At 64.0% G+C, this 14156-nt stretch carries 9 protein-coding genes, 1 rRNA gene and 1 pseudogene; 5 read left to right on the top strand and 6 right to left on the bottom strand.

Features of this window, described 5'->3' with window-relative positions:
* The first annotated feature begins 1 nt into the window (after nucleotide 1).
* Nucleotides 2-116 (top strand): 5S ribosomal RNA (rrf, locus tag ABIV12_RS12720).
* A 596-nt stretch (nucleotides 117-712) separates the two neighbouring features.
* Nucleotides 713-4132, top strand: a complete 3420-nt coding sequence (locus tag ABIV12_RS12715; RefSeq protein ID WP_348059840.1) for an ankyrin repeat domain-containing protein — start codon at nucleotides 713-715, stop codon at nucleotides 4130-4132.
* 74 nt (nucleotides 4133-4206) lie between these two features.
* Here ABIV12_RS12715 and ABIV12_RS12710 read toward each other — a convergent pair whose 3' ends face one another.
* From ABIV12_RS12710 to ABIV12_RS12690, 5 genes are all read right to left on the bottom strand, one after another.
* Nucleotides 4207-4938 (bottom strand): SDR family NAD(P)-dependent oxidoreductase, encoded by a 732-nt coding sequence (locus ABIV12_RS12710; protein WP_348059838.1) that lies wholly within the window; start codon nucleotides 4936-4938, stop codon nucleotides 4207-4209.
* Nucleotides 4935-6266 (bottom strand): FAD-binding oxidoreductase, encoded by a 1332-nt coding sequence (locus tag ABIV12_RS12705; RefSeq protein WP_348059836.1) that lies wholly within the window; start codon nucleotides 6264-6266, stop codon nucleotides 4935-4937. Before ABIV12_RS12705 ends, ABIV12_RS12710 begins: the two co-directional genes overlap by 4 nt.
* 1 nt (nucleotide 6267) lies before the next feature.
* A complete protein-coding gene (locus ABIV12_RS12700; RefSeq protein WP_348059834.1) occupies nucleotides 6268-8061 on the bottom strand; it encodes a monovalent cation:proton antiporter-2 (CPA2) family protein in 1794 nt (597 codons plus the stop codon).
* A gap of 508 nt (nucleotides 8062-8569) precedes the next feature.
* Complete coding sequence (locus tag ABIV12_RS12695; RefSeq protein WP_348059832.1) at nucleotides 8570-10831, bottom strand: hypothetical protein; 2262 nt, start codon at nucleotides 10829-10831, stop codon at nucleotides 8570-8572.
* Nucleotides 10832-10845: 14 nt separating this feature from the next.
* Nucleotides 10846-12330 (bottom strand): RimK family protein, encoded by a 1485-nt coding sequence (locus tag ABIV12_RS12690; RefSeq protein ID WP_348059831.1) that lies wholly within the window; start codon nucleotides 12328-12330, stop codon nucleotides 10846-10848.
* A gap of 230 nt (nucleotides 12331-12560) precedes the next feature.
* Here ABIV12_RS12690 and rimI point away from each other — a divergent pair, with 230 nt between their 5' ends.
* Nucleotides 12561-13067, top strand: a complete 507-nt coding sequence (gene rimI, locus ABIV12_RS12685; RefSeq protein WP_348059829.1) for a ribosomal protein S18-alanine N-acetyltransferase — start codon at nucleotides 12561-12563, stop codon at nucleotides 13065-13067.
* 28 nt (nucleotides 13068-13095) lie between these two features.
* Here the strand turns inward: rimI and ABIV12_RS12680 are convergent, their stop codons facing one another.
* Nucleotides 13096-13779, bottom strand: coding sequence for a hypothetical protein (locus ABIV12_RS12680; protein WP_348059827.1), 684 nt, complete (start codon nucleotides 13777-13779; stop codon nucleotides 13096-13098).
* A 71-nt stretch (nucleotides 13780-13850) separates the two neighbouring features.
* Here ABIV12_RS12680 and ABIV12_RS12675 point away from each other — a divergent pair, with 71 nt between their 5' ends.
* Both ABIV12_RS12675 and ABIV12_RS12670 read left to right on the top strand, forming a co-directional pair.
* Entirely contained in the window at nucleotides 13851-14006 is a 156-nt protein-coding gene (locus tag ABIV12_RS12675) for a lipoprotein (protein WP_348059823.1), read from the top strand.
* 12 nt (nucleotides 14007-14018) lie between these two features.
* Nucleotides 14019-14156, top strand: a pseudogene (locus ABIV12_RS12670) (diaminopimelate epimerase); the annotation flags it as partial.

Raw genomic sequence — 14156 nt, 5'->3', positions numbered from 1 at the left:
CCCTGGTGAAATTAGCGCTGTGGTCCCACCCGATCCCATCCCGAACTCGGAAGTGAAACGCAGCTGCGCCGATGGTAGTGTGGCTTAAGCCATGCAAGAGTAGGTCATCGCCAGGGGCTTTATCAGAACGCTCTCCCAGTCATGGGGGAGCGTTCGCCTTTGTGCCGTTTGCGCGCAGCGCGAACTGCAACAGGTCATCGCCAAGGGCTTTATCAGAACGCTCTCCCAGTCATGGGGGAGCGTTCGCCTTTGTGCCGTTTGCGCGCTGCGCGAACTGCAAAAGGTCATCGCCCGCTATTCGAGCAGAAGCGGTCGCGCAGCTGTGACCGCCAAGAGGTTACTGCGGCTTTTTGAGCAACGGGCCAGCCGGAGCGCTCACGGGCAATCACTTGCACCGCCGCATCACCGCGCTCCGATTGCGTGAGTCGGAACAAGCCGCGTTCGACTGTCCATCCGAATTCTGGACCTGGACCACAATCCGCAGCGACTGCCGGTTCGGCGGAGTCGCGTTCACTACCCCGCTTCGATCCCCGTCGCCACAGCAATCGAAGCGGCCTTCGACGTGAAAGCGCAGCCTGTGGATTTCCACCAACCATTCCGTGTTCACAAGGTTCCCTGCAGGTGATCTGGAGCACGACTCGCCGCAGGAAACGCCAGCGTCGATATACTTGAGCCAGCGCGGTGTGGCCGCGAAATCCGAGTGCAGCCGCGAATGTCCCGACGCGCCGTCAATCACCCCTTCCAGTACCTTTCGGCATTCCGCAATCTTCTGCCGGCCTGGTGCCTTTTCGCGCTCGTCATGGTGATTGATCACCCGCTTTCGCTCATTTTGCTGTTGCTTGGCAATGCGATCGCGATGACAGCCATCTGCAACGCACTCGGCTTCGGACTCGAGTCGAGCTTCTGGAGAAGCATCGCCCGCCACGGACTTTCCTACTTCGTCCTGTCAAGCGCCTATATCGCCACGGTTGCAGCTCTCCTCGCCGGACCGGCATGGTGGGTCGCCCGCGATGGTTCGCTGGTCTCCGCATTGCTGCTTTCAGCCACGCTGGCTGCGGCTCTCTTTCTGGCGTGGCGGGTATGGCCTGCTTTCGCCCTTCCGTTTGTGTGGGACGACGCGTATCCGTGCGGCGACGAACGTGGATCATGGCTTTCATGCGCCCTGCGCCGATGTCTCGCATTTGCCAGACATCTGACGACCGAACACGATCTCTTCCTTGCTTATGGCTTGCCGGCAAACGCCAGCCTCCTGTTACTCAACGCCGTCGCGCTCGCGATCGCGGGTGTTGGCGGCTTGCTTGCCGGCGAAATTCGCATTGTCGCCATCGCCATCTACGCGTTGATTCTCGTTCCCTTGCTGCATGGCGTGCTGGTCAATCGCTGCTTGCGCGCCCTGATGGCCCGGGCGCACGACCGAGCGGATACCGAGAGCTCCGAGCAGGCCGCACTGATCGAATCCACGGGAGACGAACGTTCTGTTCTGCCCGACAGCATCAGCCGCAGCGAACTCGATGCCACGCTCTTGTGCGCGGCGCATTCAGGACAGGTCGCTTTAGCCCTTGCGGCGCTTGATCGTGGCGCCGATCCCGACGCATCGCCGGGGCAGGACCTGCGTGACCAGCGAAGCCCGATGATGATTGCGGTGGCGCTTCCCGACACGCGTCTGTTGCGCGCCCTGATTGCGAAAGGGGCCGACGTCAATCGAACGTGCGGAGGTTCCACCCCGCTGATCGCAGCGACACGGGACAGCTACCGGGGACGCCCAGAGGCGGTGACGACGTTGCTCGCGAATGGCGCCGACGCTCGCATTGCCGACGCCGCGGGCAATGCTCCCCTCCATCATGCCTCGCGCAGTGACGAGCCCATCGTGGCGGCACTCCTGGTTGACGCCGGCGCAGAATTGAACGCGATCAACGCCGATGGTGCGAGTGCACTTGGCATTGCCTGCAGCCACGCCAACTGGGACGTGGCCGCCTTCCTGATCGATCGCGGCGCCAATGTCGAACTGGATCGCGCACATCCTGCTCTCGTGGCTGCCGCGAGCGGCTCCGACGATGATCCCGCCGGCGTGCGGATGCTGTTGAAGCACAGGGCACATGTGGATATCAGGGCGCCTTTGGAACGCACCGCGCTGATGGCGGCCGCGCTCGCGGGACATTCGCGCATTGTCGAAACACTTCTCGCCGCTGGTGCGAGTCCCGATCTCGTCGACCACCGCGGGACGACCGCGTTGATGGAGGCCGCGCGATTCGGTGCCGTTGCGGCGATCCACTCGCTGGGAAAGCGCAAAGCGGATCCGGACCTCACCGATGCCAGCGGCCGCACGGCGCTGATCATCGCGTGCCAGTCGCGGCACGCAAGTGAAGACGCAGTGCGCGCGCTGCTGGGACTGGGCGCCGATCGCACTCGCGCGGGTGCCGACGGCAAGCGAGCGCTCGAGCATGCCGCCGCGGCCGGCCGATGGCACATTGTCGCGCTGCTCGATCCGGCCTACCCGCTGCCGAGTAGCCTGGACAGGGACTCACCACCGCTTCATACGGCCAGTACCGATCACCTGCTCGATGCGCTGAGATTCGGTCACTGGAATGTCGCCGCGGAGTTTGTCGGCGTCCTCAAGGATTGGCCGGCCAATGCGCTGGTGGACTTGTATTTCGAGTTGTCGGATCCCGACCACGTGCTCGCGCGCACCTGGCTGATGAACCACGGCATGGACGGTGCCACACTCCTGTCCGACGGTCGGTCGCTGACGGACGCGCTGGTGGAAGGACTGCCCGACACCTGCGCTGCACTTCGAGAAGTCATGGACCGCGGCATCTCCGTGTGCGGCGCAGGAACCATCGCGCGCCTGCTCGGCCACGCCCAGCCACACGAGCCGTTCGATCCGCTTCGGTCCGTGGCATGGGACGCGCTCCAGCGCGGTGGCGACTGGTGCGCAGGCGCATCCGCTGATCGCACCGCGCTTCACATTGCGTGCGCTCTCGGCGACGTCGCGTTTGCTATCCAGTTGATTGAGCGGGGCGCAGACCCCAATGCGCGCGATGCGCTGGGTCGTACACCGCTGCATCTCGCGCTGAACGTGTCATCACCATCCGCTCTTGAACTGGTGCAATTGCTGCTGCGCGCGGGGGCCAATCCCGAAATCGCGACCGCCAACGGGGAAACGGCGCTGGGGTTCGCGCTGGCCAGTACGCAACTGGAATTCGCGCGCTGGCTCAATTGGCCCGTCTGGAAACTCCCTTTGCGCGCGCTGCGTGCGTCGGATCTTCCGTCCGCCGCAGCGCAAGGCGACATCGAAGCGGTTGACCGCCTCCTGCTGCTTGGATTTCCAGCCGAAGCCGAAGACGCCCAAGGTGCAACCGCGCTCATCCGCGCGTCCGGATCCGGCCACACATCACTGGTCGTTCGACTCCTCGCGGCGGGCGCCGATCCGAATCACGTCGCCCGATCGGGCATGCATTGCCTTGCGGCAGCCGTCAACGCGAAGCAGGAAGGCGTTGTGCGGACGCTGCTCAGTCATGGCATCGCTGCCGACACGCGTCTCGCAGGTGGTGGAACTCCGCTGATTCTCGCCGCCGCGCTGGGCCAAATGCGCATCGCCGAAGCACTTCTTGAAGCTGGTGCGGATGCCAACGCGGTCGATGACCAAGGGACGGCACCGCTGCACGCGGCCTCGCAACACGCTTTCGAGAGCCGTGACACGCCCGGTTCGCGCTCATTGCTGGAATTGTTGCTGCGTTGCGGAGCGCGTCTCGATGGTCGCAACGCGCGCGGTCAGGACGCGCTCCTGCTCCTGTTGGGCGCGCGCGCGCAACCCGGCACACGTTGCGATGCCGAACATCTTCTGCGACTGGCGGAATTCCTGCTGGAGCGCGGCGCGCGCGTTGACGCGCAGGACCAGCGTGGAGTGAGCGCTTTGCATGCATGCGCCCTGCACGGCTTGTACGGCTGCGCGCGCCTTCTCAAGGCGCATGGCGCACCGCTCGACCTCGTCGACGGATTCGATCGCAGCGCCGCCGATGTCGCCGGTCTGCTTGGCTACGTCGACGTCGCCGCCGAACTCGGCAACGTGCGCCATTCGTCGCTGCCCACCGCGCGCCAGACGTTGCGGCGCCCTGCTCGCGCGCCGGACTGAACGACCCGCCAAGGCGCGCGCAGCCTTTCAGCGCAATTCCATCGCGAACTCTTCTGGATCACGCCGATCCGCTGTCAATTGCGGATGTGTCGATACACCGTCCACGGCAATGCGCGTAGCACGATCGACAGACTGCGCCATCGTCGCGGAACATGCCGGAACGCCGACCGCCCGCCGATTCGGCGCGCCACCGTCTTCGCCACCGACGCCGGATCGAGCGCGCGCATGGGCAAGCGCATGCCGTACGTGAGGTTGGTTGCAAGAAAGCCCAGCTGGTAAAACTGCACGCGCAGTTCGTCGGGCCGATAGCGCTGACGCAGGCTTTCGTAGAGCGAAATCAGACCCCGCTTCGCACTCGCATACACGATGTTGCGTCCACGTCCGCGAATCGACGCGATGCTTCCGAACAGCACCACCACACCGCGCGTCTGCAGCAACTGCGCAAGCAAGCCGTGCACGATCGCCAGCGGCGCGTGCAGGTTGATCGCAAGCAGTTGACCAATGCCGCGCGCGTCCAGCGTTCCGTCGTCATCCTCGCGCGATACGCCGATCGGCAGAAGCAGGCCCGTGATTGGCGACATTCCCTCGAGGGCCGTGAGGATTCGCGCGGACGGATTGGCTTCGATGCCGACATCCATGGCCACGCCACGCACGTTGATCCCGTGGCGCAGCGAGAGATCCGCGGCAATGGCCTCCAGGTCGCGTGGGTCCGACGCGACGATCAGCAGGTCGCCGCCGCGCGATGCGAGTTCCGACGCGAGCGCGCGACCGAGACCGCTTGAGGCCCCGACAATGACCGCTGTCACAGGCCCAGTCTCATTGAGAGAGCCGAACGGTGCATGCCGCCATCATTGTGCAGCGCGAGTCGGGAGCGGACGTCCTCGAAACCTGCGATCGCGCGCCGCGCAATGGACGCATCGAGCGTCGAGTCCTTGATCAGGTTCGGTCGCCCGCCGTGACCGACGCCCAGCTCGGCCAGAGACTCGAGGAAGGCCCGTTGCGACGGTTCCGCTGGCGCGGGAATCTGGATCGCGAGCGCAATCCCGTCGCCGTCAAACGAGAATCCATGAGCAACGCCAGCGAATGCCTTGCTGGCGATCATTGCGATACGTGGCTTGCTGCGAGCGACGAGCCCGGCGAGCGCTTCTGCAAAGGATTCGAAGCGAACATGCGGCAGCAGCCACTGCGCTTCGGCCAGTCCGGCCGAGCCATACGCCGCGAAATAGAAGCGGGCGTCGTTCAACGGAAACAATGCGCTTGCCAACGGCAGGCTCGACTGGCCCGCGCGACACCAACGCAGTCGGAGCCAGCTGTTCGCCAGTGCGATTCCACTGCGGTTCCAAACAGCGAACGGCCAAGGCTGGATGGAGTCGGGCAGATCACGTGTGCCAGATGGGAGGGGGTCCTGACGCGCATCGGTGACGTCGCTGGCGAGCCCCACGCGAATGACGCCTCGGCCAAAATGTGCTGGACTCCCTTCGTGCCAGCCGTACAGAAGCGGCGCATTCGCCGCTTCGCGCAGCACGCGAGCGGCTTCCACGAAGTTGCGCACGGGAATTCGGCGTAGCACCAGCGACGCGGGTGGGCGCGCCAGCTGCATCGTCGCCCGCGTGATCGTGCCGGTAAGCCCGAATCCTGCAAATGTCGCGGCGAAAAGCTCCGGATGGCGACTTGCGCTCGCGACCACACTCCCGCCCTCAGGCGTGCTGACCTCGATCGCGTCGACGATCGACCGGAACGTGCCGTCGCGCGCCGGATTCTTCCCGTGGACATCGGCCGCGATACAGCCGCCGATGGTCGCACCGGGGTGGCCGGGCGAAACGGCAACGTACCAGCCATGCGCCAGTGCGAAGCGCTGGACATCGCCGATGCGCGCCCCTGCTTCGAGCGCGAGACGGCCGGTCTGCGGATCGAAGCCCAGCAGTCGGTCGAACGCCCCGAGATCCTGGGTAATCGCATCGCCTCCAAAACTGGCACCGACATACGAAACACCGCTGCCCCGCGCAATCCGCGGCGCGTCCGTGGGCAGCGCATCGATCAGCCGGTAACGGTCCGGTCGCTGAACGCGGCAGCGGATGGTGAGCTGACGATCGAAACTCGTGAGGTCGACGTCGGCGAGCGCATAGCCGCGCACGTCAGGTCTTCGCGTCGCGCGCAACGTCTGCCTGGAACAGGCGCTCGAGGTCGGCGCGCGATTCCCTGGCCGACTGCAGCAACGCAGCCTCATCGTCGTAAACCGGATACTGGTTCGCGAGCACGCGCTCGTCATGCTCGCGGAAGCGTTCGACGTAGTCCGCCGCGGTTGCCTTGTCGTAGCCCAGCGCCTCGAACACATGGCGCGAGAGTTCCAGGCTGGAGAAAAACGTGTCCCGCACGATGTCGTCGATGTTGAGGTCCATCAGCTTGAACACGTGATTGCGGTTGCGCGCGCGTGCGAACACCTTCAGGTGCGGAAAATGCCGCTTGAGCAAGCGCGCCGTGCGCACGTTGGATTCCGGATCCTCGGTCGCCAGTACGAAGATCTCGGCCTTGTCCGCCTGCGCCGCACGCAGCAGATCAAGGCGCGAAGCGTCGCCGAAGAACACCGTATTGCCGAATTGCCGCATGAAATCGACCTGTTCGGGATCCGCTTCCAGCGCGGTGAATGGAATGCGGTTCGCGTTGAGCATGCGCGCAACGATCTGCCCGACGCGGCCCATGCCGGCGATGATCACACGCGGCGTCTCGGCATCCATCTTGTCGAATTCGCGCACCGGCTTGACCTTGCCGGCTGGCGCGACTTCGGCACGCAGGCGTACGAGCAACGGCGTTGCCGCCATCGACAACGTGATGACGAGAACCGCGAGGTCGCGGTGTTCGGTGCTGATCAGCGCGTTGCCGGCGGCCAGATTGAAGACCACGAAACCGAATTCACCACCCTGAGCGAGCAGCGCGGCGAGTGCGACCGCTTGACCGTTGTCCTCGCGCGCTCCGAAGCGTGCCACGCCGTAAAGCACCAGCGCCTTGATCGACAACAAGCCGAACAGCAACGCACCAACGAGCTGCGGGTTGCCCATCGCCATCTTCACGTCGAGCGACATGCCGACACTGATGAAGAAGAGCCCGAGCAGCAAGCCGCGGAAGGGTTCGATCTGCGCCTCGATTTCGTGCCGGTATTCCGAATCGGCCAGCAGCACGCCGGCGAGGAATGCACCGAGCGACATCGAGATGCCGACCAGCTGCATCAGCCACGCGGTGCCGATCACCACCAGCAACGCAGTTGCGGTGAACACCTCCGGCGTGCCGACTTTCGCAGCGGCCCGGAACATCGGACGAAGCAGATACCGCCCGCCAACAACCACCAGCGCGATGGTCAAGATCACCCGCAGTCCTGCCAGCAATTCGCCGCCGCCATCGGACGAACCGGTCTGCGTGCCACCGAGAATCGGAATCAGCGCGAGGATGGGAATCGCGGCCACATCCTGGAACAGCAGCATCGCGAACCCGAGACGTCCATGCGCACTGGTCAACTCCTTGCGTTCGGCCAGCAGTTGGAGGTCGATCGCGGTGGACGACAGCGCGAGTCCGAGTCCGACGATGAGCGCGCCTTTCCATTCCAGTCCGAGCATCACCGCAGTCATGCCGATCAGAGCGGCTGTGAGGCCGACCTGCGCGCTGCCGGATCCGAACACGCTCCTGCGCATCACCCACAGACGCTGCGGCGACACCTCCATGCCGATCACGAACAGCATCAGCACGACGCCGAATTCGGATGCCTGCGCAATCTGTTCGGTGTTGCCGATCAGACGCAAGCCGGACGGGCCGATCAGCGCACCGGCGCCCAGGTATCCGAGCACGGCTCCGAGGCGCCAGCGCTTCGCCAGCGGCACGGCAATGACGGTGGCCAGAAGCAGGACAACCGCATATTGAAGAAAGCCGTGATCTTCCACGCACACTCCATCCAGACGAACGTAATTATGCCATGCGTGTGGCGTGGACCGGCCACGGGTGCGGGATCCCGCCGCTGTCGTCGCAGCTTCTGAGATCCATGACACTCATGGTGCCGCTCCCATGATCGTCGGAGGTGTTCCATGTTCGTCGCACCATTTGTCGCTCCCACCGCATCCGAACGGCAGCCGAGTGCATTCCTGCGCCCATTTCCATCCCTCTCGCGTCTGCGCGCCCGGTCGGCGACATTCGCACATCACGTGCTGTTGGTGTGGATGGCGATCGGCTTTGTGTTGATGGTTTTCGTCCCGTCGGCGCGTGGAGGTGGACTGCTCGGAGCCACGTTGCCGTTCTGGCTCGTGATCGCGCCGGCGCTGGATCTGATCTGGCTTTCCCGCAGGCACGTCCAACGAATGGTGCGCACTTGCAAAGGGATCCGGTCGCAGGCAAGTCCGACCCAGGCGCGTCGAACGCGTCGCGCCGCGTGAAGAAGGACGCATCGCGGCGCTTTCAGTCGCGGCCTTGTCGTTCCATCGGGATTCTGGGTTCCGCTGTTGAATCGGGCGGATCGAGGTCCATCGGCGCCACGTCCCGCAGATCAAGCAAGTAGTAGCGGCGATCTTCAAGCCGATGCACACCTGGAATGGACGCCAGCTGTTCGGCGGTTTGCGTGAACTCCAGCGCGACAGTCAGCCGATGGAGATCAAGCGTTCCCGACAGCGGGAGGATCAACGCATCGATATGCTGCGTCCTCAGCCAGTGGCGGATGCTCGCAGGTTCACGCGTGTATTCCGGGCGCGAATCGCGAATGACGCCCAGGTCTTCGTAGCGCGCGGGCAGCCAACCGTGCAACGCCGGCTCGATTGCGCCTGTAATACGCGCATTGCGCGGCAAGGTCCCTAGAAAGTCCGAAATCTGCGAAAGGCCGTAGTAGTCGACGAATGTCATGCGCTTCGTGCGGGTATCGCGCGCCGACTTCGAAAAAGCCAGATCGAATGACCGCGTGCCCTGGGACCACGAACCGCTTGCAAACGAGTAGGTCGCCTGGAAGAGCGCAAAGGCCGGAATGCACGCGAGAATGGTGGCTTGCAATACGGGTACGCGATTCACGCGAACCCATGCTGCGGTGCCACCGCAAAGAATCGCCGGCACGAGCGCTGCAAGGAAGTAGTGCCCGTCGCCGCCGCGCACCAGATAACGGTTGCCCACCGCGAGCCCGACGCCCGTCACCATCAATCCAATCAGCGGCCAGCGGATCGGTGCGGCGGGTTGAGACTTCCGTCCGATCAGCGCGCCCGCGAACACGATCAGGCCAAACCAAAGCCAGACGTTGCCAGTCCACATGATGATGATGTGGGTGAGCTGCTGTGGAGCGAACAGCCCGTCGAATAGCAGCGAGGGCACGTCCCGCCAATTCTGCGCATTCGTCCAGTTGAGCGTGCCGACGGGATCCTTTAATTTGAAACCGAGCGCCAGCCACAGCTTGAACAACGGATCCGGCCCGATGGTGGGCAGCCCCGCGAGCAGCAACGTGCGGGCGTGCACGAACAGAGCAGCAACTGTCGCCACGGCGAACGTCAGCCACGCAAAAGCGGCGGACGGTTGCGGTTCGTCAGGGATCGCCCGATCCCCCGGACCGAGGGCGGCAGCGACGAGAGTCGCCACCAGCAGCATTCCGCAGAAAGGAATCGCGGTGAGCTTCCCGCTGCATCCGATTGCAATCGCGGAAATCATCCACGCGAACCCAATCGCGGAAGGTTGACGCACGATCTTCAGCGCGAACAACGCGGCGAGAATGACGAACATCGACGAGAACACGTCTGGCGTCGGCGATGTGGAAATGTTTGCAAATGCAGGCAGCGTCGCGACCAGCGCAAGTAGGGGCAGCTGCACGCGGTCCGGCGTCGCCATCTCACGCATCAGCAGTCGGCAAACGAGCAGCAGCATCAGCAGCATGAGGATCGACATGGCGTCGATCACGCTGTAGTCGCGCAGCACGCTCAGCGGCAACAGGAACAATTCGTAGATCTTCGGGTAGTAGTACACCGGCGAGGTGAGGGCGAGCGGTTCATAGGCTGAATGTCCGGGCACCAGGACATACGGCCCGCGCAGTCCGTACCACGGGGCATCGGCGTAAATCGCGACGCGGCTGCGTGCAAACAGGACGAGCAGCCATGCGCCGAGCATGCCGCACCAGATCCGATCCGCACGCAATTGGGATCGCACCCGCTTCCACAGGTAAGCGATCAGCGGGCGATGCCCGGCCAGAGCCGCAGGAAGCGCCAGCGCGGTCGTCAACCAGCCCAACTGTTTCGGCGAACCCAGATTTACGGCAGAAATTGCCCATGCGAGCACGCTCCAGATCGCGAAACCGGTTGCGAATGCGAGAACGTAATCAGCGGACGAAGCGGGCGCCGGCTGGCGCATCAGCCGGCGCGCGCACATGCCGACGCCGATCACGACTTCGAGATACAGCACATCGACGAGCAAGGAGGCATCGACGGCGTGGCGGCGCAGATACAGTGCGGAGGGAAGCGCAACAAGCACCAATAGCGACACGCCACTGTTGAGGGCGAATCCTGTGCTCACCAGTGCAACGAGAATGAGCGCCTCGATGCCGCCCTGCCAGAATTGCGGCGTCTGGATATGCCAGTCGAATGGACCGGGAACGATCAGTTCCCACGCCGGAATGGCGATGAAAGCAAGCGCGCAAAGCGCGACGCACACCGCAAGCGCGGTCGTCGATGTTGATCGCGCAGGTGCATCGTCCATGATTGCACCGGTCCTCAGCCGCGGTGGCCGAGCCGCTTGCGCTCCATGCGACGCAGGAACTCGTCCATGATGCGGCGGTACAGATCGTCGCCGAGATACGCGTCCTCGACGCCAGCGTCGATCGACGGGTTGTCATTGACTTCGATGATCACCGTGCGATCGCCGTCCTGCTTGAGATCGACGCCATACAGGCCATCACCGATCGGCGCGGTTGCGCGCAACGCGAGTTTGACGATGTCGGACGGCGCTTCGCGCACCGGCAGCGTTTCAAAGCCGCCGGATTTCGCGGCGCCCTTCGCGCCGTGGTTGTAGATCTGCCAGTGTCCGCGTGACATGAAATACTTGCACGCATACAGGGGCTCACGGTTGAGCACGCCGATGCGCCAGTCGTACTGGGTGAACATGTACTCCTGCGCCAGCACCAGAGCGGTATGCTGGAAGAGATCCTCCGCCGCCGCTCTCAATTCTTCGGCATTCTCCGCCTTGACGATCCCGCGCGAGAACGACCCGTCGGGAATCTTCAGTACGATCGGAAATCCCAGGAGTTCAGGCAGTTCTGCAAGCTTTTTCGGCTCGTCGCGGTAGAGGATCTCGGTGCGCGGCGTCGGCAGCTTGCGCGACTTCATCAGGTCGTGAAGATAGATCTTGTTGGTGCATTTCAGGATCGAACTCGGGTCGTCGATCACCACCATGTCTTCTTTTTCCGCCTTGTTCGCGAAGCGGTACGTGTGATTGTCGAGGGCGGTCGTCTCGCGGATGAAGAGACCATCGTACTCGGCAAGCTTGCTGTAGTCGTTGCGCGTCAGCGTGTCCACTTCGATGCCGAGTTCGGCGCCCGCCTCGACGAAATGCTTGAGCGCGCGCTTGTTCGACGGCGGCATCGGGTCGTTCGGATCGACCAGCATCGCCAGATCAAAGCGGAATTTCCTGCGTGCGCGGGGTTTACGCCAGAGCTTCTTGGAGAACTTGTCGAGCGCCTGCGCAAACGCATCTTCCTGTGGGTCGGACAGAGTGTGCAGTCCATTGGGCTTGATCGCCGCGATCTGCCAAACGCGTTCGCGTTCGAACTCGATACGCAGGATCGGGCACGGGAAGGTCTCGAAAACCTGCCGCGCGAGATCCTCCAGCGCAGGGTAGGAGGTCTCTCCAAAGTACAGCAGGACGCCGAAATGGGTCGTGTCGCGTCCGCCAGCAGGCAGGAACTTGCCGATCTTCGCGTTGAGATCCTCGATGTCGAGGCCGTACAGCGAGCGCCGGCGCAAGTCGTTGATCGCGCGCACGGACGGAATCACCTTGTGCCCTCGCGCTTCGGCGAGCAACGAAACGTAATAACCCGTTCCCAGATACTTGTAACTGCGGCAGAGGTTGATCACCTGCGTGCGCTCGTCGTCCGCGCCGATCGGCTCCTTCAGGTAATCCTGGGCCGTGACGACGTTGTCGGATGGGTAGTACGAGCCCCAGTCGGAGGCTTTTTCGACGACGATGACCAGCCGGCTCATGCGGAACGCCTGCACGAAGTTTCAGGGGGAGGGGGTCCGCACCGTGCCGCAGCGGGGACCACGGAAATGGCGCGGATCTCGGCGGCCCTGTCGGCCAGCCGCGCGGAGTCTGACACACGTGTGCGCGGGCCAGCAGTGCGCCGCGCCGAGCGTTCACGGTTCGTTGTCGACGGCGGCGACAGGGTTGCCAGGCATTGCGGCAAGCGGTTCACCGGAATAGTGTGCGCGCGGTGCCCGCATCCCTGTCCAACACGTCGTCGTCGTCTCGCGTCCCCGCCACGGGCATCGGTGTGCGACGCGCGAATCGCAACGATCTTCCCGCTATCGCGCGTCTGGAGCAGGACAGTTTCACCACCGACCGAATGAGCGAACGGCAATGGCGACGTCATCTGGACAGTCCCAGTGCCGAGGTGCAGGTCGCGATACGCGATCGGCGCGTCGTCGGCGCCGCGCTGGTGTTTTATCGTCGACGGAGCAACCTGGCGCGCGTGTACTCGATCGCCGTGGCGGCGGCCCAGCGAGGCGTGGGGATTGGCGCGCTTCTCCTCGACGCGGTCGAGCAATCTGCCCGCCAGCGAGGACTGAGGCGGCTGCGACTGGAAGTACGCGTTGACAACGTCGCGGCGAAGCGGCTGTACGAACAGCGCGGATTCACCGCCTTTGGAGTCCATACGGCGTACTACGAGGATGGCGCGGACGCGACCCGCTATCAGAAGGCGCTTGCCGAAACGACCTGATGCTCCAGCGGACCGAAGCCGCGTCGCGTCACTCGGCGCGCTCGGCCAACTGCAGCTTTTCCGCCGTTGCCGCATCCGCAGCGCGCGCCACGAGGCCACCGGCAGCGGCCAGTGTCACCGTGTAACGACCGCCATCAACCATCGGCAGATACGCAGCACTGCCGTAGTCGGCATCGACGAATCCCAAGGTCTGTGGAAAGCGCCGTTTGAGCGACCACAGGTCCGGTAGCACGTGCTCCGACAGCGCAACGGCACTCTTTGGCATCGCGCGTTCCTGCTCGATCGCATGGTAGCGGCCGTTGATGCGATCGAGGCGATAAAGCGGTTCGGCCCCCATCACCACCGCCGAAGGCGTCCATTTGACCACTCGGGCGTCAAGTTGCCAGTCGTCGCCCGCCAGATCGATCTCGCGGCGGGTACCGTCCGGGAATTCGATCCCCACGGTATACCGCTGCGGACCGATGCTGTGTGCATCCAGAGTCGCCACCAGTGCCTCCGACGTCAGCCGCCGATAGCCAAGGAGCGCGGTTCCGCTGAATGCGCCAAGAAGCGCGAGCAGGACGAACACCAGTGCCCAGAGTGCGCGATGACCGGCTGCAAAACGTCGGCGTGTGCGCCAGTGAAGGCGCGACTGCCGCCCCTGCGCGATGGCCAGCAACAGGCAGATGCATGCAAATCCATACAGGCCCAACAGGAAGGGGGTCAGCGACATGCCCACAAGCATACCCGTCGCCGCAATGAACGGCGGCTATACTTCACGCAGTTCATCGCAGGACATTCCCGATGCCGCTTCGCTCCGTTTCCCATGCACTGACGATTGCCGTGATCGCCTCGATCCTCGCCGGCTGCGGCAACAAGGGCCCTTTGGTCAAGCCGACGCCGACAGCTCCCGCCACACAGGCAGCACCGGCCGAGGCGACCCCGCCGGCGACGCGCTGACGGCACGCTCGGATGGGCCTGCGTTTCAGCAAGATGCACGGGCTCGGAAACGATTTCGTCATCGTCGATTGCCGAGAGGCGCCTCTTGCACTCGATGCGTCGGCGATCGCGCAACTGGGTGACCGCCACATCGGTGTGGGGTTCGATCAG

Source organism: Dokdonella sp. (assembly GCF_039926425.1).
Taxonomy (GTDB): domain Bacteria; phylum Pseudomonadota; class Gammaproteobacteria; order Xanthomonadales; family Rhodanobacteraceae; genus Dokdonella_A.
The sequence above is the reverse complement of the archived record's forward strand: the minus strand, read 5'-3'. Positions and strand labels throughout refer to the sequence as shown.

Coding starts and splice junctions, on each gene's coding strand:
- ABIV12_RS12715 (WP_348059840.1), top strand. CDS start 713: ATGTCCCGACGCGCCGTCAATCACCCCTTCCAGTACCTTTCGGCATTC.
- ABIV12_RS12695 (WP_348059832.1), bottom strand. CDS start 10,831: ATGGACGATGCACCTGCGCGATCAACATCGACGACCGCGCTTGCGGTG.
- ABIV12_RS12690 (WP_348059831.1), bottom strand. CDS start 12,330: ATGAGCCGGCTGGTCATCGTCGTCGAAAAAGCCTCCGACTGGGGCTCG.
- ABIV12_RS12680 (WP_348059827.1), bottom strand. CDS start 13,779: ATGTCGCTGACCCCCTTCCTGTTGGGCCTGTATGGATTTGCATGCATC.
- ABIV12_RS12675 (WP_348059823.1), top strand. CDS start 13,851: ATGCCGCTTCGCTCCGTTTCCCATGCACTGACGATTGCCGTGATCGCC.